This window comes from Marinomonas sp. PE14-40, assembly GCF_051623805.1.
Taxonomy (GTDB): domain Bacteria; phylum Pseudomonadota; class Gammaproteobacteria; order Pseudomonadales; family Marinomonadaceae; genus Marinomonas.
On sequence record NZ_CP130700.1, the window covers coordinates 1,462,105 to 1,485,151 of the forward strand.

The following is a 23,047-nucleotide window of genomic DNA, read 5'->3' on the forward strand; positions in this document are numbered from 1 at the left end:
GCTAAGGCCTCGAATCCATTAGGCTAGCCGCCATCACTAAGCAGAAGATTTAATTTTTAGTAAATAGCTTGGTGGACAACATTCTACTTTAAAGGATTCAAACACATGAAAAAGCAACTTATTAGCCTTGCTCTCATTGCAGCAGGCTTCACAGGAAATGCAATTGCCGCTGACGTAGAAGCAGGTGTCGTAAAGCGCCTTGCGGATCTAGAAAACATGACGCCTAAAAGTATTTCACCTCTTGATCTAGCCAGTATCACCATGGATACAGAAACAAAAGCAACGACGTCTTTAGCACCAGCCACGGGGATTAGCTTTTTCGAGATTGGCCATATAGGCTCTAGCAATTATGGTGATTGGGAAGTGATTCAAAGTTACCAAAGCAGTACAGCTTACGATCATGGTGGCGCCCAACTTTATGCTTATGTATGGCAAATGGGCTACGGTAATATCGGTACAGCATCCTTCAATGGCGTTAGTAAGACACCAGAGCAAAGCCAGTACCGTTGCGGTTCTGACCTTCATTACTGTGCAACAGGAGAAACAGTGACAGGTTGGCTTTATGTTTATAATTTGAGCGGTCAAGAAAGCGGCACCTTTAACGTTTCTGCTAATTCAGTCGCATCCCCATTTGGTTATTGGAGCGATTCCATTTATATTCAATAAGATAAATTATCCACTTTTATTGGCCTGTATTCAGTCTCTTTACTCAATACAGGCCTATAAGCTAACAAGTGTAAGCTTTATTCAAGGTGCATAGAGATAATTCGGTTCGCTTCTCTCTCCCCAGATAAATAGGCGCCATGAACTGTGGCAGAGTATTTAGCATGGGTGGCTTCTCCAGCGAAAAACACCTTGTCATACATGGGTTCAGCTAACTTATCCCTCATATTGGCACTCACACCTTTAGGCACATAAGAGTAAGAACCATAACTAAAAGGGTCTTGGCTCCAACGGGTAATAATGTTGCCTGTAGGGTCTGGAATATCCTTCCCATAAATCTTTCTTAATTCCCCCATAGCCAAACTGATGATTTCTTCATTCGAGAAGTTCTCAACTTCTTTGCCATACTGGGCCACATTAAATGCGGTCAAAATCGGTAAACCTGTCGCTGGTTCAAGGTTAATCCAGTAACTCCAATGGCCTTTATGCTCACTTACCTTAGCAAGATTGGTCACATCCTTATCCCAAAATACCTCATCAAAGGCTAGATAGACCTTATTAAGTACACCCATAGAAAGGCGATTGATCGCCACTTGTTTTTGCTCTGGTAACTGAGGCTCAAAGGCAATTTTGTTTTTCTTCAACACCCCTAAAGGTACAGTCACTATCACGTGATCAGCTTTAAACACACCATTACTGGTACCTATTTCAACTTGCTTATTGGTGTAATTAATACTGCTTACCCAAGTATTTAGGCGAACATCGAGACCTCTCGCTAGTGCTTTTACTAAAGCATCATAACCTTCTGGGAAGATCACATCTGGGCCATCAAAGCCTTCATCCTTCCATAAGCCTGCCAATGAGATATCTCGGCTATCGGCTGCTGCATCTTGCTCTATCATGGCATTGGCAAAAAACTCGACTTCAGCTTGGCTAAAGTTGTTAAGATCGCCACTTTTTACACCCACATCAATGGCATCCTGCACACTTGCCTCACTGTCATTAAACAAGGCTTTGGCTGCCCAAAAATAAAAGCTATCTTGCTTCTCTGCTAAGGCTTCATCTATTTTTGTCGTCTCATTACCATCAATGTCATAGGTAACTTGGTTTTCATAATCCCACTCGTACATGGGGACGCCCAAATCTTTCGCTAAAGTATGGATAGGGTTACCTTCTATTCCATGAATCCAACTGGCACCAAGATCCACCGGCTTACCAAGAGAGTCATCACTCCAGACACGCCCACCAATTCTATCTCTACCTTCAAGCACTGTGACATTAAACCCTTGTTGGTTTAATTGATTGGCCGCCTTGATACCAGACATACCAGCGCCAATAACAAGTACACTGATTTTGGCATTCTTCGCACCTTGGCTTACAGACTGCTGACTATCTGTTGTGGCGCTACATGCAAACAGTGTCACGGTTGAGAGCATAAGCCCTAATTTTTTATATAACCCCATCCTAAACTGCCTTGATCGTTTCGATTATCATGTCTAAATCAGTCTAAAATTTAACAAACTCACTCAGGTAAGGCTGTCAGCCAGTCTTATATTTTGTCAGCTGTTGTAAGCTTGTCACTTTTAATAGATGAAAAAGCTTAAAATGACTGTCACCTGTTAAATGAGCTCAGCACTTTTAACAGAATGAAAGAAAGCCATAAAAGTAAGGATAGTAGGTGAAAACTAACGATAAGTTTAATCTTCTCATTGTTGAAGATGACCAAAGAATCGCCAAGTTATTAATGCAATTTCTTCGCTTAGAAGGCTTTGAAGTAGACTGGCGAGATACAGGAGAAGCCGCCATTGATTATCTTCAACAGCATTCCCCCGACTTTATTATTCTAGATTTAATGCTACCTAAAATGGATGGTCTCGAAGTCTGTGAGGCCATTCGCCCCACATTTAAAAACAGCATTTTAATGCTGACAGCCAGTGAAGGCGATCTACAAGAAGTCACAGCATTAAACGCAGGCATTGATGATTTTTTAAATAAACCCATTCGCACCCATGTGCTGCTTGCACGTATCAATGCATTACTGCGCCGACAAGTGCCCAAAGAGATGAGTGTTTTAAAGGTAAAAGACTTGGTGATAGATAATAAAAAACGCCAAGTGACCCGCAGTGACATCCTAATTGATCTATCAGATTCTGAATTTGAATTACTCTGGGTCATGGCAAATCGCGCTGGTACAGTAATAAAACGAGACGACCTTTTCTATCAACTAAGAGGGATAGAATATGATGGCCTAGACAGATCTATTGATATGCGAATTTCCCAACTTAGAAAGAAGCTAGCAGCGCCAGATATCAGCACAGATTACATCAAAACATTACGCCAACTTGGCTACTTATTTATGCAAGATTAAAGGAAGACTCTTTCCATGCGCTCATTGGTCATATCACTCTACATCTTAGTGCTAGGTTGCATGTTTCTCATTAGCTTGGTGGTGGAACAATGGGGTGAATCTTATTACAAACAAGAGACAGGTGAAGAGTATCTTGCCTATTCGCAAAAACTGACGCCTTTAATTGAAAAAGACATTTTAGAAAACCCGCAAGACACTCAAGATATTTTACGATTTTGGTCCGACATTATTGAAGATGACCCTGAGGCAATTCAAATCATAGAACTTGGCTCTCAAAATCAAAAGAACACTGCAAACTTAGATGCTTATATAGTCACCTTAGACATCACAGATCAGACAGATCATGTGCTTATTATTAGCCCGCTAAAAGACAGTTCGCTGCAAAACAAAGCCATATCCTTTACGTATTACGACAGTTTCTCAGATAGCATTGTGATTAAGTATTACATTGGTCGTCTCATCATTTATACCTTCATGACACTTACCCTGACCCTAATTGCTTGGTTAGTTTATCGTTACATCAATCAAATCAGCCAAGTGGCAAAGTCGGTTTCAGCGGGTCGATTTGATCTTAAAATGCCCAATAGCCGCATCCAAGCATTACAAAACTTGGCGACAGATATTAATAATATGGCTGCCAGTATCGAAGAGAAGAACAATGAAAATCTGATTCTCACTGGCGCGATACACCATGAGCTTCGCATTCCAATCACACGAATACGCCTTGCCTTAGATATGTTGATCCAAATGAAGCAAGACACAACATCACTAGAATTATTGGCAGATATGGATCAGGACCTTGAAGAGCTCTCAAGTCTGATGGAAGAGTTACTGACTATTTCGCGTTTACGCTTAAGAGGTGTCGAACTTGATAAAGAAGATGTTTCCTTATCTAACCAGTTAATTAGTCTCACACAAAAGCTGAGCAACGCCAAAGTTCACCTTAATACCCATGAGGATTTAACCCTTCAAGCCAATCAAACTCTGTTAGACAGAGCCTTAATCAACATTATCAATAATGGCATTAAATACTCAGACACAAAGCTCGTCATCTCAACAAGAAAAGAAGAAAATCTCTTTATTCTAACCTTCGAAGACGACGGCATTGGTATCCCAGAAAATGAAAGAGACATGATTTTAAAGCCTTTTTATCGAACAGATAAAAGCCGCAACAGAAATACTGGCGGCTTTGGTTTAGGCTTGGCTATTGCTGATCTTGTGATTAAAGATTGCCAAGGTCAGATTAAAATAGCGCAAAGCCCACTTGGTGGTGTCGCTATCTCTATTCACTGGCACCTTTAGTTTTAAAGCTCTTAAAACATGTAAGAATAAAGCAGCCCAAAGCTCGTATTATGGGATTTATCCACTATGCTACTTTGCTTAATTTCATCAGAATAAAGGGTTGTAATAAGCGATAATCCAATTGAGTTATGGCTATTTAATTCATACTCTGCATTCATCCCAACGGCATAATTCACCCCAGATTTTGGCGTGTATAAAGCCCTGGAAGACGTCACATCCAAAGCCTTGACCCCGTAATAATACGCCGCTGATTTCTTATCAAACCATTGAGCACCCACCAAGGGCATCAGGCTCCAGTTGTCTAAATACACAGGGTAGCTATAACTCAAGCTAGCGAGATTACCCTTATGTTTATCAGACACATCTGTTGTTAATGTGGCCTCTATCGCCCCCCAAGAAGCTTCTTGTTCAAAGGTTAGGTTCATAACCACCACATCCGATAGTTTGGTCATATCTGCCAATGCTTTACTGTCGCCCCTATCACTATCACCAAGTGAATCACCACTGATTGATACTGAAATACCCCAAGAGTCTTCACCATAAAGATAAGCCCCTAAAGACTCACCATCAAAGAATAATGGCCCCCAGCTAACACTAAGGTAAGGCATGATGTCAGATTCTTGCTGGCTACCTACATAGGGCGTTTGAGATACAAAGTAACCTAAGCCGATGCTAGTTTCCCATTCAAACGCTTCTTTCTCAGTGTATTCATTTGCCAAAGTGCTCCCAGCACTTAATACCAAGACCCCAGTTAAACTTAATGCCTGAATATAATTTGCCATGCTTCGTCCTTTCATACTGTGTTTAAGCTTTTAATTACCCATGATAAATAACTTAAATGACAGGACACATAGTTGCTGACACTAGCTGACAATTCACCGTCTAAATTGACACTAGAAAGCGTTTAAATCTACCTTATCAAACGCTTCTTGTTTATTTAATAACCATACTGTAAGTAGGTGTAATATCACTTATTACTAATATAGGATTAGCTTGCAAATATGTTTAAGCAGTATCAAAAAATGACACTTTTGATTTGAACACTTATGCCATTAATTTATACAAGGAATTGTAATATGACATTGCCCTCTTACTCGAACAAGCTAATAGGCGCCTCATTGGTATTAGGCCTAGTTGGCTGTAGCAGTCTCTATACTCATCATGAATGGTACAGTGAAGCCGAAGACATCACGCCACTGCAATCAGAACAAACCACGCCAAAAAGAGTGACCTTAGAGCAAGCCTGGGACGAAGACACCAGAGAAGGCTTTTGGTACACCAGTCAAGGTTCACAAATCATCCCTTATTCTTGGTTTACTTGGCTTGAAGTCGCCGATTCTAAAGATCTATTTCGCAGTAACGAACACATGAACTATCTAGGTTACCTCCCTATGGCATCTTCCAAGATGAATCCGTCAGGTTTACCTATCGGTTTTGCTTTGAATATGGATAAAAAAGGTGATGCTTGGATGGGGATGACCTGTGCTGCTTGCCATACTAACCAGCTTGACTATAAAGGGACGCAATATTTAATTGAAGGCGCACCCACTCTAGGTAACTTTGTACTCTTTTTCGATAGACTCACATTGGCCATGAACGCCACTAATTCTGATCCCCTTAAATTTACCCGCTTCGCTAAAAACGTCCTAGCAGATGACTATTCCCTTAAAAGTGCCGCCAAATTGAAAATCGCATTTGATGCTATGGCATTTAAAATTGCTCAGCGACAAGCCGTGAATAAGCTACCTACAGATTACCCTGAAGATTTCACAAGTTATGCAAGGCTGGATGCCTTTGGCAATATTCAAAACGAAGGCACAGCCTTTGCCCTTCATGATGTTTCCAATAAAAACACACCCAATGGTCCAGTGTCGTACCCATTTTTGTGGGGCACACACCAGTCTGATGTAGTGCAATGGAATGCCTCTGCACCTAATACCCCTATCGTTGGTCCCCTTGCTAGAAACATAGGCGAAGTCGTCGGAGTATTTGGTGGTTTAAGTATTGAGAAAGCTCCTTTCTGGAAAAGAATCTTTGGTATCAAAACTACCTATTCATCCAGTGTCGACATGCTAGGTTTAGGTCAATTAGAAACCTGGGTTAAAGCCTTAAAATCACCACAATGGCCAGAGCAGATGCCTGCAATTGATATGCAAAAAGCCGCTTCTGGTAGCATTCTTTATCAACAACAGTGTGCAAGTTGTCACCAAGTGATTGCCCGTAAGAATGAATACAGACTGTACGATGCAGTTAAAACACCAGTCGCTGATATTGGCACAGACCCTAAAACTGCATGGAATGCTGAATTCCATCAAGCTAAGTCACTTATATTAGAAGGCACTAAGGAATTTATCTTAGCGGGTGATAAATTTAAAGCCGAAACCGATGCCATCAGTGTGCCGGTAAATGGTGTTGTCGGTATCATTCTAAAAGATCCTGAAACAGCACTTAAAGCAGGCCTGATGCCACTGGGCGAGAATGCAAAATCTCGCACTAAGTCCTTGGTTGAATATGCTGAGCTTAACGTACTAAAGAGAAAGACAATTCACGATCCTACCGTGAACAATACAGGCTTTAAAGATAATGGCGAACTCAATCTAGCAGGTTTAGTGTATAAAGCGCGTCCTTTAAATGGAATCTGGGCAACAGCACCTTACATGCATAATGGCTCGATCGCTAACCTTTGGGAAACCTTACAAAAGCCAGAAGAGAGACAGACTAATTTCTGGGTAGGTAACCGTAACTTTGACCCAGTAAAAGTGGGCTTTGTTGATGAAGCAGCACCTGCGAGCAAGCTTTATCCTAGCCCATCAAATAAGTTTGAAGTATTGGGCAAAAACGGCAAGGTTTTCCCAGGTAACTCAAACCTAGGTCACGATTTTGGCACAGACCTAACGGATAAAGAGAAATGGGAGCTGGTAGAGTTTATGAAGACCTTATAAATCTTCATCTCTTACGCCTTCTTAAGCCAAGGCTACTCATACAATAAGTAGCCTTGGCTTAACGTTTATGAATTAATTCTTGCAAGAAACATCGTTTAGGCAACGACTGAACACTAAGACTCACTTTTACCTGCAAAAACGCCTTTTATTCCTTTAGATAAAGCCTTATCAACTCGTTCACTAGCTTAACAATTAACTTCAATATAGCGTTGCTCAAGTGCCTTTTTTGTATCACCTTTAATGTGATACAAGTTTCAATAAGTAACCCAAGTTTAAAGGAATTAAACCCATGACAACTGTACTGAATTACACTGTTCTTTCTGGCGATACGCTTTCTTCAATAGCGACATCAATCAGTGATGTTTCTGGTGTCACCAGCGCACAAATAGAAGCCGCTAATCCAAACCTAAACCCAAGCAACCTTCATATCTGCGAAGTCATTCGTATACCAGCACCAATAGGTAGCAATAGCCTTATGTATACCATTCGTTCTGGCGATACCCTATCGAGCATTTGCGATGCTTTATCTCAATGTTCAGGCTTAACTTATCAGGAAATAGAACAGAACAATCCCGGTGTAACAGCCAGTGACATACAGATAGGCCAAGTGCTCGCAATTCCATCGACACAAGCGACAACTCAGGATGTATTAGAACCGAACGCAGAAAATATGGGGTATTGGGATTGGACATGGAAGCAAGGTCACGCGCCTTCAAATGCTAGTTTAAGCATGGCATTTAGCGGCTGGACGAATACAGAAACTGCCCTCAGCCAAAGTAATAACATCATCAACAATCTCGTAGGGGCAAAATTTATCAGCTTAGGTGGTGGTAATAGCGATGGTGCTTTTGACAGTGCTAGCCTAACTAAAATCACAGATGCCATTAATCAAGGTAAATTCGATAGTTATGATGGCATTGCCTATGACGTTGAAGAAGGTGCACTCGGCCTTGAAAACGACTTCCAAGCCTCATTTAAAGCGGCAAAAGCAAAAGGTTTTAAGGTACTTGTCACCGTAAGCCATTCAGCACCTTATGGAATAACAGATGCCTCAACACTAATGGATAGTTTCTTTGAAGATGAGCATATCGATATTTTATCACCTCAGCTTTATACCACTGGGGAAGAAGCAGAAAACGATTACGATATCAGCCAAGGTGTCACTTGGTCACGTTATGCTAACTGTAAAGCAGCTGTGGTTCCAAGCTTAGTGTCAAGCACCTACTATCCAGATGCTCAAGCTTATTTTGCACAACAGGGTGTCACTCTAAAAGGCTATATTCAGTGGAAGCAAACCGCGTAAGTACAGATACCTAGTTGAAACGATCTTTGATTAAACTCTTCTAGGGTCAAGCACGCGAAGTTAGCCCATGTTATTAACCCTAATTGGCAATAACATGAGCTAACCTAGCTCTTTATAAACTTCAAATTCAGATTAATATTTATCTAAGGTTATTTAAGGAAGCTGCGAATAACTCCTCCCGCCTCAGCGTGTGAATAAATGCACCTAGATTTATGGCGAGGGGCGAAATTTAATAGCTATTCTATTGATAAGGTCCTCAACCTAAAAATAGGCTTTTAGACCACACCCTTCGGGTCTTATACAATTTCAACTAAAAAAAAGCATACCTAAACAGCATTTCAGAAAAAGGGTCAACCAGTGTTGTCACGTCTCGAAAGGTACCTACACTGACTTTCTATTAATTAAGCACAAAGTAACGCCTTGTTTTGACACTTTTCCCTATATACCTTAAGAAGAGGTGACTTAATCACAGCGTCCTTAAGCTTTAAACACCAAAATGGCACCACATGAGGCAAGTATCGTTCCTGATACCTTATTCAAAATGGATCTAGCTTTCCTCCCATCAAACAAATAGCGAGCTTTCGATCCAGCACACGCATATGCTGCTAAAACACCACCAACAGCACAGGTTTCAATCGATAAGATAATAAAGACATCATAAAAATCGATGCGTGATAGCTCAATAAAAGCAGGGAAAAAGCCCATGTAGAATAGAATAGCTTTGGGGTTAGACACACCTATCAATAAACCAATTAAGCTATTAGAGAATAAACGTGTGTCATCATTTATTTTTGTTTTTTGTAGTGAGCTATCAGCCTTCCAAGTAACGTATGCTAACCAGATCAAATAACTAGCACCCACATATTTTACATAGACAGCAAACTCCCCTAATAACATCGAAACCGCAGATAAGCCCGATAATGCCAATATTATAAAAATATAATCTGCAGCTAATATCCCTACTATCACCATCAAGGCATTAATGACCCCAGATGAAATTGAGCGAGATACTACAGCCATCACACTTGGCCCAGGTATTAATGCCGATACCATCATGGCAAAAAATAAAGTGATGCTCGCAATAAGAGTCATCTTATTTCCTCATACTGTTTAAAGTCATTACAAACAGGCCAATTAATTGAAAGGCCCTTAGTTTTTCGCAAAATCCACCAAGGTCTGACCCGTCATACGATAACCAATCCACTCATCTTGAGATTTAGCCCCAATGGCTTCGTAAAACTCACGCGATGGCGTATTCCAGTCTAAGCAGCTCCATTCAAATCGAGCACAATCTTTTTCCAAAGCAATCTGAGCCAAGGTTTTAAGCAATTTAAGCCCAGCACCCTTACCTCTGTATTCTGGCGATACATACAAGTCCTCTAGGTAAAGTCCAGATTTTGCTAACCAAGTTGAATAGTTAAAAAAGTAAATGGCAGAACCCACTGGCACACCGTCAAGCTCACAAATCAAAGCATAAGAGTGGGTGTCTGGGGCAAATAAAGTGTTGTTAATCGTCTCTTCTGTGGCGAGTACTTCATGCTCTGCTTTTTCATAGATGGCAAGGTCAGTGATAAATTTCAAAATGGTTTTGGTATCTTTGCTGGTGGCTTCTCTTACAACTAAATTGCTCATCATTTTTCCTTTTCAGATATAGGGTTAACTTACGTTTAAAACCAGATTAATTCGTTTCTCAATATGACACCAGTGCATTCTAATCAGATACAACTGTATAATATTCATATTACTAACTTGCTCATTCCAGAGGTATCGATGGACCTTCATCAAATCGATTTAAATCTACTGATATTATTTGATGCCCTATATCGCCATCAGTCTGTCTCCCTTGCCGCAGACGAAGTCTGCATCAGCCAATCCGCCTTTAGCCATGGCATAGCAAGATTAAGAAAGCGTATGAATGACGAGCTTTTCGTACGGGTAAATAACCAAATGCAACCCACTCCAAGAGCCGAAGAAATCGCCCAACATCTACAGCAGGCCCTGCCATTTATTCATAATGCGATTAACGACAGCGATCACTTTGATGCCAGCATGGATAAGAGTGAATTTAAAATCTCTGCAACAGATTATACCGAGTTCAGCTTGCTTCCTAAGTTGGTTGGCCAAGTCAGCCGCCAAGCGCCAAATATCAAGCTAACAGTGGTGGGTGCAAAAGCGCCACAGCCCCTGACTCACTTAGAAAATAACGAAGTAGATTTTGCGTTAGGTTTTAGCCATGAAATAGAAGCATCGAGCCTGATAGAGCAGCATACTTGGTTAAGTGATAGCTATTGCACTGTGGCTAGAAAAAACCACCCAGCATTAACTCAAGGATTAGATTTAGATACTTTCTTGGCGTTAAAGCATGTAAGAGTGTCACCTTGGGGCGAGAAGCAAGGCATAGTCGATCAGGTGTTAGCTCAGCATAAATTGAAGCGCCATGTGAGTCTGCAACTTCCTAGTGTATTGGTTGCACCTCACACCATTATTCACTCAGATCTGATACTCACCATGCCACGCATAGTGGCAGAACAAGTTGCCAAGCAGGTTGAGATTGATATTTTCACGCCTCCTGTCCCTATTCCTGATTACCATTTAAATATTTACTGGCACAAAATCAATGCCGATAAAACCAGTTTTAAATGGATGAAGCAGCTGTTTCAAAACTTAAACATTTAGCCTTATCTACCAAGCTTAACGCTCCAGTTCGGGCAGCTCCCATTCCCCACAAATATTAAAAGGCGACACTAATGTGGTCCATTTCACCGGGATAAGTTTGTCCTTGGGTAAAAAGCTTTCATCTTGATAAGCCTGCTTACGATATTGGCGCGATAAGTTAGCTAAATCTTGGTTTAACGCCATCAAGGTATGCTCACTCATAAAGCGAAAGGCACTGCTAAACTGTGTCCCCTTCTCGCCATCATGTTGCACCACATAATTAAGAAACTGCTCGTTCTTTTGCAAAATATTATGATGCACAGGCCCATGTAACTGCATCAATAGCTTGCCTTGAATACGCAGTTTATAGCTATTATTTGGGCCTAATTCGATTAACCCTTCTCTGTCTAAATCCCTTAAATAACGGAACACACTCACATCACTTAAACCATAGGTGGTTTGTATTTGTTCAATTGGATGTTCTGTGGTCAGCAGAATCAAAAAGTTAAAGTGGTATGGGTTTTCACCCAAATACACCTGTTGTTGGTAGCTTAACTTAGCCAAAGGCTCATTGTAGTTTTTGGCAAAATCTAGCAAGTCGAAAATAGATAAATCGATCAAATCACAAATGTCGTTCAATCTGGTTAAAGAACAATCTTTATCTCGAAATAAGCGTTTTATCGTCTTCTCTGAAAGGTCTAGTTTTTCGGCCACTTCTCGATACGTCATCCCTTTGGATTTCAGTGCGCCTTTCAAAGCATTGGTAATTTCAGCATTTGCCGCGGTACGCATATGTCACCTTAAAGTCATAAAAAGAGACATATATTGTCCCTTATTTTTACAAGCTTGAAGCTTGGTGTCGTTAAAGGCACCTTAGCACAAGCTTTAGAGCAGACACAATTGCTCAAATCTAAATTAACTGATTCTTAAAGACAGGATGACATTCATGAAAAACACAAAATTAAAAACACTCACCAACACACTAACAAGCGCCTTAACACTTTCTGCTCTTACACTTGTTTCGCATTCTTTTGCTTCTCACGCCTCAGCGTCTCAATCCATAACAAGCACTAAACTAAAACCCGTGTGGGAAGTGTCAGGTTTTAAGATGCCAGAATCAGTGGTTTATGACAGCCAAAGACAACAATATTATGTGGCGAACATTAACGACAACCCCATGTCAGCAGATGGTAATGGCTCGATTGGCTTGATCAAACAAGATGGTAAATCGTCTGTAATCGAATGGGTAAAAGGCCTTAGCTCACCAAAAGGGTTAGAGGTAAAAGGTAACAAACTTTATGTGGCAGATGTACACGAGCTTGTGGTGATTAATCTTGATGACGCCAATATTATCGCTCGCTATCCGGCACCAAAAGCCAAGGTATTAAATGGCATTGCCATTAGCGATTCTGGCCAAGTGTTTGTTTCCGATTGGGCAGGTAACGCCTTGTACCAATTACAAGATGGCGAGCTAATTAACTGGCTAGACAGCGCTAAACTTGAAAGCCCAAATGGTCTATTCGTTAATCAAGATTACCTTTACATCGCCGCTTGGGGTGCTGATATTCAAGCCGATTTTAGCACACTCACCTCAGGGAACTTGAAACGTGTTGCCATTACCAAAGGCTCTCAAGTACCTCAAACCAGCAAGGTAGAAAGCTTAGGCGATAAAGCCAGCTGGCAGAACCTTGATGGTCTTCATGCTTATCAAGAGAGTAACTGGTTAACCACTGACTTTCTCAAAGGCCAGTTGCTTAACATGAACTCTCAAGGTGATATTGAAAGCATCTACAAACTAGAGCCTGGTTCTGCTGACTTCTATTACCGTGAAGATAAAGATTTGGTGATAGTGCCTTACTTTATGTCTAATAAAGTCGTGGCTTATACATTAGATAAATAAGCACTTAAAAGGTAAAAACTTACTTTTGAGCCGCTAGTCCAGCTCAAAAGTAAGTGACTCCTGTGTCATCATGCTTTGAATGGATGGCAGGGCTAACATAGCCTGCATGTGCTGTTTTAAATGAGGAAAGTCCTGTGCTCTAGAACCATAACGTCTACTCCAATAGGCGATCATGAAAAGGTGATAATCTACCCCAGAAACACTATCACCTAATAACCAAGGTCCTTGTTTTGCAAGATCATTTTCTAAAATCTGCCAACATCTTGCGAGTTCTTGAGTCGCTTTATCTACCACATAACTAAGACTTTTTACCCTATCTTCAGACAAGTTAAACTCAAGATAATGTTCAGGGTGAGCCCAACGATTTGCCGCTTCTTGTAAGGTACTCGCCATCCAAAATAAGTACTGATAATAAGGCCCTCGTTTGGGCGAATTTAACCTTGGAGCCAAGCTAGATTCAGGATGTTGATCCAACACATAAGCCAAAATTGCAGCCGACTCATACACAAGGTGATCACCCTCACTTTTATGATGAATAAGGCTAGGAACCTTGCCATTTGGGTTAATGGCCAAATACTCAGGGGACTTTTGCTCACCTTTTGAAAGGTCAATTTCCACCAATTTATAGTCCACACCTAGCGCTTCAAAAAGTGCATGGGTGGCCATATTAGCGCCACCTTTGTCCCAGTATAATGTATAGATATGACTCCCCTTTTCTTTCTATTTAACGTTAAGATTGTGTGTTCAGCGTTAGAATTGCTTGTGAAGCTAAACTAAAGGATTTAAGTCGTGCTTCTTGATCAAAAATAGGTCCGTTTATCATAATCTCATCCGGCTGGTATTGATCAATCAAGCCTGCAAGTTGTGCTCTCACCTTGTCTAAAGTACCCGAAGCGGTGCAGCTTAATGCCGAATTCACTCTCGCTAAGGTTAACCCACCCACATGCTGCTCGATATTTTCAACTGGCTTAGGTAATAAGCCAGGCTTACCCAAAATCAAGTTAGCAAACGCCTGCTGATGAGATGACATAAGATAATCTGCTTCGGCCTGAGAATCTGCTGCAAATACATTCACGGCAAACATAAAATAGGGTTTATCTAGCACGTTAGAGGGTTTGAATTTATGACGATACACTTTAGCTGCTTGCTCTAAAGCATCAGGGGCAAAATGCGAGGCGAATACATATGGTAAACCAAGTTCTGCCGCTAAATGTGCACCATAAAGGCTAGAGCCTAAGATCCAAATCGGCACATTCGTCCCTTCACCGGGTATAGCACGTACATGCTTTTGCAAAGGGTCGTAGTCACTTAAATACGCCTGTAACTCAGCAAGGTCTTCAGGAAATCTATCTTGATTGGTAAAGTCTCGTCTTAGGGCTTTAGCCGTTATCCCATCAGACCCTGGCGCTCGGCCAACACCTAAATCAATCCGATTTGGGTACAAATTTTCTAAGGTGCCATATTGCTCAGCAATCACAAGAGGTGAATGATTAGGTAGCATAACACCACCCGCCCCTACCCGTATTTTTTGCGTGCCAGAGGCGATATGCCCCACCACTATCGACGTGGCCGCACTGGCGATGCCCGGCATACTGTGATGCTCAGCCACCCAGAATCGTTCAAAGCCCAATTGCTCTGTATGCTGTGCCAGTTTTAATGAATTTTGCAGCGACACGGCCGCGTTAGAGCCTTCCACGATAGGAGAAAGATCCAATACTGAATAAGGAATCATAAGCGCCTTCTTTGATGTCAGCCATGATCTTAGCTCAGGCTAAACGAATAATGTTTGAATAGGAAAGATATGGTGCTGGCGGATTAGGATTAAAAGGGCGAAGGCGCTAAACAATTAAGAAAAGAATGAGGAGAAGAGCACACATAAAATCTCCTGAATGTTTATTGCCAGCAGAGCTAACAGGTATGCATTCCAACGGTAGACCATTGGAACGAGTGATTGCAGTTAACCGTTAACGAGGGGGTAGGTTGTTTTTATTTAGACAGAAATGATAAAACGTTCAATTTTAGGGGATTGATCCGTTAAGTTGTCGGATGACTCCCCTGATAAACTGCTACTTCTTACTCTTTCTTAATGACGCTGGTGTGAAGTTAAAAAAGCGTTTAAATGCCTTTTGAAAGGCACTGTCTGATTGGTAGCCAACCTCTTCTGCCACTTTAGTTAATGATTTCTGTGTCCCTTCAATTTTCTCTTTTGCTTGCATCATTCGCCATTCAAAAAGGTACTTCATTGGCGGCATACCAATATAGTTGTTAAATCGGCTATAAAAAGATGAGCGAGACATACCCACTTCAAGGGCTAAAAGATCGACCGTCCAGTCTTTGTCAGGATTATCATGAATGAGAGAAAGAGCCTTAGACAATTGATGGTCAACCAAAGCGGATAAGTAATTTTCCTTGGCTACCGATAAGTCTGCATAGCTTCTTAGTACTTGGATAAAGAGGATTTCTGTAAATCGATCGATCAATACATCCGTACCCGGTTGTTTGTTCGCACTTTCATACACCATGTGTTTAATGATGCTATCAAGCCAATGAAAGCGGGTTCTTGTCTCTGCGCTTATGTGAATCATGTCTGGCAAGTTATCTAAAAAAGGATGAGAAAGAGAGCGATCAAACTCTACATAACCACATACAATATTAAAGTCGTCTATCTGACTATTTTCGGTTTTGCCCTCTTCTTCAGTACTTTCTCCAATACTTCCGCCATTAGTTTCACCAGTACTTTTACCAGTAAAAAAGGTTAGGCCACCTTGGTAAGCATCAATCACCTGTTGAGCAGGCCAGCACTTTCCATCTGGACCATGGCTAATCCTATGGGCGCCGCCCGTTGGAAAGAGTACAAGATCGCCTTCTTTTAAATGAATACGCTCACTTTCTTCAGGCTCGTTAGGTTTCCCAGGTAATCGAGTTAACCAAGCTTCTCCTTTAACAATGAGATGGAACGAGGCTTTTTGGCTCTCTTCAATCGCCATTCCCCATGGCTCGCAAAAACAGGCATTAAAATAGACACTGCCTTTCAGCCTAACGATCCTAAGTATATCCCCGAGCACATCCATCCAGTCTCTTCCCCATTTATCTGTCATTGCATTATAAGTATCTCTTCTTCAAACCAACATGGTTCAAATCAGAAATAAACAAATGGACAATTATTGTAAATAGTCACACATATTTATCACTTTAAGCCCTTGCCATACTCTCCTCATCCTTTAATGAGCAGCAAGCTTTAAAAGGTTGAATCAAATAAGTACTTCCATATTAAGAGGGTTCATTATGTTTAATATCACTAAAAAAGCGCTCCTTGGTGCTGGCCTTGTTGCCACAGCAAGTATCTCAGTTGCCGCAGGTTTGCCTGACCCTGGTGTCACGTTTACCCAAGGACATACTGCCATTGTTATTACTGATCCTCAAAATGACTTCCTTAGCCCAGATGGGGTAACTTGGGGTCTGGTGGGTAAGAGTGTTACCGAGAATAAGACAGTCGAGAATATTGAGAAGCTATTTAAGATCGCGGATACAAAGGAAATTCCTGTGTTTATTTCCCCTCATTACTACTATCCCCATGATCATAAATGGGAACACGGTGGTGCGCTTGAAAAAGTGATGCATGGTTTAGGCATGTTTGACCGTTCGGGCCCATTAGACACAGAAGGTTTCGAAGGCAGTGGCGCTGATTGGTTAGAAGCTTACAAACCTTATATAAACAATGGTCGTACGGTTGTAAGCAGCCCTCACAAAGTTTATGGGCCAGAAACAAACGATATGGTTTTACAGCTTAGAAAGGCAGGTATCGATAAGATAATTCTCGCGGGAATGTCAGCTAACCTTTGTACTGAATCCCATATGCGTGAATTTATGGAACAAGGCTTTGAGGTTCAAATTGTATCTGATGCGACAGCAGCCGCTCAAATGCCGGGCATAGATGGCTACCAAGCCGCTATGGTTAACTTCCGTATGATTTCAAATGCGGTGAGAACGACTCAAGAAACACTCGATCAAATTAATCGAGAGCTATAGCAACTCGTTTTGTTAAGATATAAAAGCCCGCTTTCTAAGCTTTTGAAAGTGGGCTTTTTGGGTCTGTGTTGCGCTCGCATTCATTCATTAGGTTTAAACACATGCTTTTACTAATGCCCAATGACCTAGAAGCTAAAACGAAATACCAGCAAATCTAGCAAGCACGCTCTCCAATGTAGGTTTAATAGAGTCAGTGGAGCAGGAAACAAAAGTCACCTTTCTGAAGGTACCCACAAATCACTAAAGCACATCTAAATACTCCATTCACATCACTTAAATGTTATAAACACCATTAGTTAAAGCATGGTTTTAAACACTCAAATAGGAAAAAGCATGGGTAAAAAAATGGATATTCTAACGCTCGATCAGGCACTCAATGATAAAGACAGAGCCGAACTTTTGTTTGCAGGTAATTTGCTGGTATTTAAACAACGCCCTGCCATGCTTGAGTTAATCAAGGTTTGTCAGCAGCAACTCGAACATGCCCTATCCGGCTTAGATCCTATGACTGCACAACAAGCATTAGGGCAAGCTGAATTCATCAGGATAACGGCACAAGTACAAGCTAAATTCAAACAAGATAAAAACGTGAGGCAGCTCTTTTTTCAAGTACTTAAAGAGTGCGGGCTTGATACTCAATCAGCCTATTACGATCATTTTCCTTTAAGAGTAGTACCTGCTAATCATGAAAAGAATGGTGCCCACAGATCTTCCATTGCTCACCATAGAGATACTTGGGGCAGCAATTTAGACAGCCAACAAAATTGGTGGGCATCTTTATACCCTCTCACCCAAGAGCGCACTATTGCCTTCTTCCCTGAGTATTGGACGACGCCTTTGGCAAATAATACGGATACTTGGTCCTTCGAAGACTATCTCGCTAAGCGTAAGCAAACCTTAAAACAAGATGAAGTAGGCTACCCTATCGCGCCAATGGCAAAAGAAGCCGTGGATGAAAGCCAGATAATTAAATTGGTAATTGAACCTGGAGATATTCTCAATTTTTCCAGCGCGCAATTACATGCCAGCGTCCCTAATACAACAGAGGCAGCGCGATATAGTGTGGAAATGCGAACCCTTAGTTTAGAGGATATAAACCAAGGTCGAGTTGCCCCAAACGTGGATAATGCTGGGACAACGCCTATGTACAATTGGTTTAAGCGAATCACTGATGATGAGAGGCTAAGCAGTAAGTTAATAAACAGCTAGCTTTAGAAATTTATCGATTTTTATCTAATGTTCCGATGAGATGATTGTAAGAAAATATTTGGCTTTCATCTTCCATCATACTAAATACATTTAAAGCAGTTTCATTATTAAAAGCCTGTTTAGAAGCCGCTATCGCTAGGGTTACATCTTGCCAAGTGACGATATCTGTCCAGCGATTAAGGTCTGCACTGTAATAATACCGTCTCGATTCAAAACCTTCGAATGTGCTCACCACGCTGTCAAGTTTCTGCATCGCTTTCAATTGAGCAGGATACTCTATCCCCTCGTTAAATTTAGTCGAGACAATTTCATAAATTGGTTCAGCATAAAGATTGGAAGACAACGCAATAAATGTGGCAACTAAATATAAAGATTTCATCATTTTCTCCTGTAATTTCAGTGAAAATGATCTTACTTATTAATATGACAATTTGTGTCATATTAGAGTTAAGCATTATTAAATGCCGCACTGTAGAGTCATATCAAACTTCTTACTAAGTACAGATAACAGCAAGCATGTTTGAATCGCACTAATTATTTAGGTGTATTACTCTGTATCTGAGACATTCTCTTCTTAAGCTCTTTCTGAAGAATATTCATGTGATAAGGCTTCATCGACTTCCATTTCTGACACTCAGATTTTGTTCTACCGCAACCTAAACACAAGCCCTTAGGGCCTGAAAAATCACACACATCAATACAAGGGCTCTTTTGCATTTTCATTTCTTTGGCCTCAAGTTTTTATTAGGGAACCTGCGATTAAGTCACCTCTTCTCAGTCTTTTCAGAAAACGTATCACACAAGGCGTTACTTTGACGTAATGTAGGTACCTTTCGAGAAGTGACAACACAGGGTGTGACTTTTTCTGAAAGACCCGAAGGGCGTGGTCTAAAAGCCCTATCTTTATGTTGAGAACCTTATCAATAGAATCACTATTAAGTTGCGCTCCTCGCCATAAATCTAGCGGCTTTTATCCTCACGCTGAGGCGGGAGGACTTATTCGCAGGTTCCCTAGCTTAAAGCTTAAGCAATACTTTTTCGACACTGGCTTCAAGCACTCGCAGACGATTAAATTCTTCAAATAACTTTTGCTCTAAATTTTTAAAATTTAGCGGCATTGTGCGTCTGCAAATATCATAATTATTTTCTAAGGTTTTATAGCCTTTCCAGCCTTTTATTCGATCACCCTCTAGCGCCATAAACTCACGAATGAATTCAGATTGATTGGGACAATCTTCCTCGACATGCATGCACACAGGGAATGATTTTTGTTTGATTTGTGGCGCTTCGATAAATGTCTCAAAGTGAATGCCACCTTGGTTATGATTAAACCAGCTCTTTTTATAGAGTTGCAGGTAGCTCCCTCGATTATAAATTTCCCACTCATCATCGAACCAGCTTGCCTGCTGCAGCATTTTCTCAAGATTACAGAACACTCCTTTTACATCTTTCATAACGTTTTTCTACATTGTGTTCTTTGTAATTAGCACAGCTGAAAATTGATCATTTCAGCTGTGCTCTCTATTTTGACAGGCCGCTTTTTTAAAAAAGGCACTAGCTTATAAGGACAATGTTCTATAAAGGTAACACCATAGAGTCACGTCCATCTTCTCTCTTAGCACGAATAAAGGCAGGCCTTTCTTGAATGCGTTTTAACCAAGCAAGGGTAAGCGGATAATCGTCTGTGACAAAGCCACGTTTATGGGCTGATTCAAGCGGGTAGCTTAATGAAATATCGGCTAAGGTGAGGTCTTTCCCACCAAACCATTGTGCTTTCGCAAGATCAGTTTCCGCTTGCTCAAGCAGCTTTACCATACGTGCTTTGGTAAAACCTGCAGATGCTTTTGCCAACACAGGTTTTATTACTAATCTTAAAATACCTGGCACACGTTTTTGAATAATATGGAAGATACTTTCCATCAACATAAGCGGCATGATGGAGCCTTGTGCTGCATGGAACCAAAACAGGTGTCTTGCTCTATCTGGTGAGCCAACTTCTGGCCTTAAAAACTCATCTGGATACAAGTCTATAATGTAGTCCATGATGGCGGCGGTTTCGGATATGGCTCTATCACCATGGGTAATCACAGGCGCAGTGCCCATAGGAGAAATCGCTTTATATTTTTCTGGCGCAAGGTGTGTGACTGGGTCTCTATTATACTTTTCTAGACCATATTCAACTTTCAGCTCTTCTAGCAACCAGAGGATACGAAACGATTGAGAGTATTCTAAGTGATGTAAAATAATCATTTTTTACCTTTCCTTTGGTTTATCTTATAACGCATCTTAACATCGCATATTTTAAAAGTTTAGGACAAAACCTAATACCATTAATTACTTATAAAAAAGCCCACCTCTTATTTAAGAGATGGGCTTTTTATTACTAGCGAGTTCTTAGGTTTGCAGCTAAAGGATGCAGTTAGTAAAAATTCTAGGCAATTTCGAACTCGTCACTCAAGGCTTTCAACTTCTTACTTTGAGAGCTAATGTGAGAGCTAGATTCAGAGATCTCACCCATGCCCATAGAGTTTTGTTTCGCTGCCTCATTAATGGTGACAAGCGCCTGATTAATCTCTTCAGAAGCAGCAGACTGCTGCATGGCAGCTGTTGCGATTTGGCTAGCATCTATACTGATAACTTCAGCTTCTCTAAAAGAGAGGTTAATAGATGCTTCAGTATCCTGTGTCGCTTTTACCGTTTGCTCTGCAATCTCATTACTACGATTAATCACACTCACAACCTGCTTCACATCTTCTTGCAACAGATTAATCATGTTCTCGATGTCAGATGTTGAAAGCTGTGTCTTCTGGGCTAGCTGCCTTACTTCATCTGCTACAACAGAGAAACCACGGCCTTGATCACCTGCTCGTGCGGCTTCAATTGCGGCGTTTAAGGCAAGTAAGTTAGTTTGATCTGCAATGCCTCGTATTACTTCAAGAATCGCACCAATTTCTTGAGACTTGCTATCAACCGTTTGAATTGAGCTTTTCGCATCACCCAGTTCATTTGATAAATTTGCAATAGTATTTATCGTTTTACTAACTTGATCTTTCGCCTGAGCCGATGCATTTTTTGCTGACAAACTCGCTTCTGCTACATGCTGTGCATTTGAAGACACATCTTGAATTGTCATAGACATTTCATTCATGGCAGTCGATACACTTTCGATACTTGCTTGCTGCTCTAGCAAAGACACATTCACTTGCTCTGACGCAACGCTACTTTGGCTCGCACCGGATGCCAAAGAGTGAGACATTTGATTAATGTTGCCTATCATCATGTTGAGCTGTTTGTTCATTTTTTGCATCGAGCCATAAATGCCCGAATGCTGAATATTTTGGTCAAATTTAGAGGTTAAATTACCCTCAGAAATAAGATGCGCTATCTTACTGATAATATTTGGTTCGCCACCAATCGGTCTGGTGATAGAACGCGTCATACTCATCGCAATAAAGACCACTATTAAGATTGTAATGGCAATCACAATTAACATGATGTTTCTAAGTTCTACTACCGGGATTAAGGCTTCAGCTTCGTCTATTTCTGCTAGTAACACCCACTTTAAGTCATCAATTTTAAGTGGTGCATAAGCCGATAACACTGGATTGCCATTGTAATCAATGACGATTTGGCTATTTGTTTCACCAGCTAAAGCAGCATTTACTGCAACTGAATTGATTCCGTTCTTAGCCACTGTCCCTGCAAAGCTTGCTTCTACTGTATGGTTAATCGGATCTAGGAAAGAGTCAGAGCGCATCTTGTGATCAGACCCAACTAGGTAACTTTCACCTGTTGCGCCCATGCCATCTCTTTGTTGCATTAACTCATTAATGTGATCGATAGACAGCTTAAGAACCAAAATGCTATCTAACTTACCATGAACAAGAATTGGCGCCGATATAAACGCTTCTGGCTTATTGTTGTTAGCTGGATAAGGGGAAAAGTCCTCAATATGGAATGTGCTGGCTTTAACTTCTGGTAAAGTCGAACTAAAAATACGACCAAGACCTGTACGGCTAAAAGGGCCTGAGATCAGATTAGTTTGATAATCACTGAGTTTTTTCACACTATAAAAAACATCACCATCTGGCTTAATCAGCAATAAATCATCATAACCATAAGCTTTAATGAAGTGATCAAAATACCCTTGGTTTGCTTCAGCCGCTTTTATTTCGTCAGCTTTTGAATGCGTATTTTTAAAGATTAAACTTTCAACAACATGCTCAAGCATAACAATGTCAGCTTCTCTTTGTTCAAAGTATTCTTCTATTTGTGTTTCTTTAATTTCACGCACTGCCTCTAACTTTTTAAAGGCTTCTTCTTCTAACGACACAGTGGCTAAGTGAAGTGACAAGTAACCAAAAAAAGCCAGAGGAAGCAGTCCAATTGCTAGAAACGCGAGCATAATTTTGTTTTTCAATTTCATCGTACACTTAACCCTATTTTAAAATCGATAAAGCACATTCAATCTGAATATTGCGCTCAACTTTTTAAAAAATGACATAAAATCCATGTAAAAACGCCTTCCCTATAAAGCCATCACACTTGATATATATCAATTTTCATAAAAAAATCAGCAACCAGAATACTGATATAAAATGAATTATCAATGAATTTCACAAACAAAAGTTAACAAGCTGGCACAAAGCTGACACTATTTATATACAAACTAGATA

Annotated in this window: 22 protein-coding genes; 9 read left to right on the forward strand and 13 right to left on the reverse strand. The window is 40.8% G+C overall.

Going from position 1 to position 23,047, the window contains the following annotated elements:
• The first annotated feature begins 105 nt into the window (after positions 1-105).
• Positions 106-666: a DUF4879 domain-containing protein gene (locus Q0A08_RS06640; RefSeq protein WP_438465687.1), complete on the forward strand. Its 561-nt coding sequence runs from the start codon at positions 106-108 to the stop codon at positions 664-666.
• A gap of 77 nt (positions 667-743) precedes the next feature.
• Here the strand turns inward: Q0A08_RS06640 and Q0A08_RS06645 are convergent, their stop codons facing one another.
• Entirely contained in the window at positions 744-2,126 is a 1,383-nt protein-coding gene (locus Q0A08_RS06645) for a flavin monoamine oxidase family protein (protein WP_438465688.1), read from the reverse strand.
• Positions 2,127-2,341: 215 nt separating this feature from the next.
• Between Q0A08_RS06645 and Q0A08_RS06650 the strand changes: the two genes are divergently transcribed.
• Together Q0A08_RS06650 and Q0A08_RS06655 are read left to right on the forward strand one after the other, a co-directional pair.
• Positions 2,342-3,031, forward strand: coding sequence for a response regulator transcription factor (locus Q0A08_RS06650; RefSeq protein ID WP_438465689.1), 690 nt, complete (start codon positions 2,342-2,344; stop codon positions 3,029-3,031).
• Between the two features lie 15 nt (positions 3,032-3,046).
• Complete coding sequence (locus tag Q0A08_RS06655) at positions 3,047-4,333, forward strand: sensor histidine kinase (RefSeq protein ID WP_438465690.1); 1,287 nt, start codon at positions 3,047-3,049, stop codon at positions 4,331-4,333.
• Positions 4,334-4,344: 11 nt separating this feature from the next.
• Here Q0A08_RS06655 and Q0A08_RS06660 read toward each other — a convergent pair whose 3' ends face one another.
• Positions 4,345-5,115 (reverse strand): MipA/OmpV family protein, encoded by a 771-nt coding sequence (locus tag Q0A08_RS06660; RefSeq protein ID WP_438465691.1) that lies wholly within the window; start codon positions 5,113-5,115, stop codon positions 4,345-4,347.
• Between the two features lie 294 nt (positions 5,116-5,409).
• Here Q0A08_RS06660 and Q0A08_RS06665 point away from each other — a divergent pair, with 294 nt between their 5' ends.
• Both Q0A08_RS06665 and Q0A08_RS06670 read left to right on the forward strand, forming a co-directional pair.
• On the forward strand, positions 5,410-7,275 hold the full coding sequence (locus Q0A08_RS06665; protein ID WP_438465692.1) for a di-heme-cytochrome C peroxidase: 1,866 nt from the start codon (positions 5,410-5,412) through the stop codon (positions 7,273-7,275).
• A 289-nt stretch (positions 7,276-7,564) separates the two neighbouring features.
• Complete coding sequence (locus Q0A08_RS06670) at positions 7,565-8,578, forward strand: LysM peptidoglycan-binding domain-containing protein (RefSeq protein ID WP_438465693.1); 1,014 nt, start codon at positions 7,565-7,567, stop codon at positions 8,576-8,578.
• A gap of 477 nt (positions 8,579-9,055) precedes the next feature.
• On the opposite strand, the gene Q0A08_RS06675 is transcribed toward Q0A08_RS06670, so the two are convergent.
• Positions 9,056-9,670: a LysE family translocator gene (locus Q0A08_RS06675; protein WP_438465694.1), complete on the reverse strand. Its 615-nt coding sequence runs from the start codon at positions 9,668-9,670 to the stop codon at positions 9,056-9,058.
• Positions 9,671-9,727: 57 nt separating this feature from the next.
• Entirely contained in the window at positions 9,728-10,213 is a 486-nt protein-coding gene (locus Q0A08_RS06680; RefSeq protein ID WP_438465695.1) for a GNAT family N-acetyltransferase, read from the reverse strand.
• A gap of 60 nt (positions 10,214-10,273) precedes the next feature.
• Here Q0A08_RS06680 and Q0A08_RS06685 point away from each other — a divergent pair, with 60 nt between their 5' ends.
• Complete coding sequence (locus tag Q0A08_RS06685) at positions 10,274-11,254, forward strand: LysR family transcriptional regulator (RefSeq protein WP_438465696.1); 981 nt, start codon at positions 10,274-10,276, stop codon at positions 11,252-11,254.
• Between the two features lie 15 nt (positions 11,255-11,269).
• On the opposite strand, the gene Q0A08_RS06690 is transcribed toward Q0A08_RS06685, so the two are convergent.
• The gene (locus Q0A08_RS06690; protein ID WP_438465697.1) at positions 11,270-12,025 is read right to left on the reverse strand and encodes a helix-turn-helix domain-containing protein; all 756 of its coding nucleotides are present in this window, start codon (positions 12,023-12,025) and stop codon (positions 11,270-11,272) included.
• Positions 12,026-12,179: 154 nt separating this feature from the next.
• Between Q0A08_RS06690 and Q0A08_RS06695 the strand changes: the two genes are divergently transcribed.
• Positions 12,180-13,133 carry a GTP-binding protein gene (locus tag Q0A08_RS06695; protein WP_438465698.1) on the forward strand — a complete coding sequence of 318 codons (954 nt, stop codon included), beginning with the start codon at positions 12,180-12,182 and terminating at the stop codon, positions 13,131-13,133.
• A 33-nt stretch (positions 13,134-13,166) separates the two neighbouring features.
• Here the strand turns inward: Q0A08_RS06695 and Q0A08_RS06700 are convergent, their stop codons facing one another.
• The 3 genes from Q0A08_RS06700 to Q0A08_RS06710 form a co-directional block, all read right to left on the reverse strand.
• A complete protein-coding gene (locus tag Q0A08_RS06700; protein WP_438467614.1) occupies positions 13,167-13,835 on the reverse strand; it encodes a glutathione S-transferase family protein in 669 nt (222 codons plus the stop codon).
• Between the two features lie 28 nt (positions 13,836-13,863).
• The gene (locus Q0A08_RS06705) at positions 13,864-14,865 is read right to left on the reverse strand and encodes an LLM class flavin-dependent oxidoreductase (protein ID WP_438465699.1); all 1,002 of its coding nucleotides are present in this window, start codon (positions 14,863-14,865) and stop codon (positions 13,864-13,866) included.
• A gap of 334 nt (positions 14,866-15,199) precedes the next feature.
• A complete protein-coding gene (locus Q0A08_RS06710) occupies positions 15,200-16,231 on the reverse strand; it encodes an AraC family transcriptional regulator (protein WP_438465700.1) in 1,032 nt (343 codons plus the stop codon).
• Positions 16,232-16,418: 187 nt separating this feature from the next.
• Here Q0A08_RS06710 and Q0A08_RS06715 point away from each other — a divergent pair, with 187 nt between their 5' ends.
• Both Q0A08_RS06715 and Q0A08_RS06720 read left to right on the forward strand, forming a co-directional pair.
• Positions 16,419-17,162 carry a cysteine hydrolase gene (locus Q0A08_RS06715; protein ID WP_438465701.1) on the forward strand — a complete coding sequence of 248 codons (744 nt, stop codon included), beginning with the start codon at positions 16,419-16,421 and terminating at the stop codon, positions 17,160-17,162.
• Between the two features lie 333 nt (positions 17,163-17,495).
• The gene (locus tag Q0A08_RS06720; RefSeq protein ID WP_438465702.1) at positions 17,496-18,371 is read left to right on the forward strand and encodes a hypothetical protein; all 876 of its coding nucleotides are present in this window, start codon (positions 17,496-17,498) and stop codon (positions 18,369-18,371) included.
• A 10-nt stretch (positions 18,372-18,381) separates the two neighbouring features.
• On the opposite strand, the gene Q0A08_RS06725 is transcribed toward Q0A08_RS06720, so the two are convergent.
• The 5 genes from Q0A08_RS06725 to Q0A08_RS06745 form a co-directional block, all read right to left on the reverse strand.
• The gene (locus Q0A08_RS06725; RefSeq protein WP_438465703.1) at positions 18,382-18,750 is read right to left on the reverse strand and encodes a hypothetical protein; all 369 of its coding nucleotides are present in this window, start codon (positions 18,748-18,750) and stop codon (positions 18,382-18,384) included.
• Positions 18,751-18,905: 155 nt separating this feature from the next.
• Positions 18,906-19,094, reverse strand: coding sequence for a DUF1289 domain-containing protein (locus Q0A08_RS06730; protein ID WP_438465704.1), 189 nt, complete (start codon positions 19,092-19,094; stop codon positions 18,906-18,908).
• A 293-nt stretch (positions 19,095-19,387) separates the two neighbouring features.
• Positions 19,388-19,825, reverse strand: coding sequence for a hypothetical protein (locus tag Q0A08_RS06735; protein ID WP_438465705.1), 438 nt, complete (start codon positions 19,823-19,825; stop codon positions 19,388-19,390).
• Between the two features lie 121 nt (positions 19,826-19,946).
• Positions 19,947-20,621, reverse strand: coding sequence for a glutathione S-transferase family protein (locus tag Q0A08_RS06740; protein ID WP_438465706.1), 675 nt, complete (start codon positions 20,619-20,621; stop codon positions 19,947-19,949).
• 181 nt (positions 20,622-20,802) lie between these two features.
• The gene (locus Q0A08_RS06745) at positions 20,803-22,797 is read right to left on the reverse strand and encodes a methyl-accepting chemotaxis protein (RefSeq protein WP_438465707.1); all 1,995 of its coding nucleotides are present in this window, start codon (positions 22,795-22,797) and stop codon (positions 20,803-20,805) included.
• Positions 22,798-23,047 lie beyond the last annotated feature (250 nt).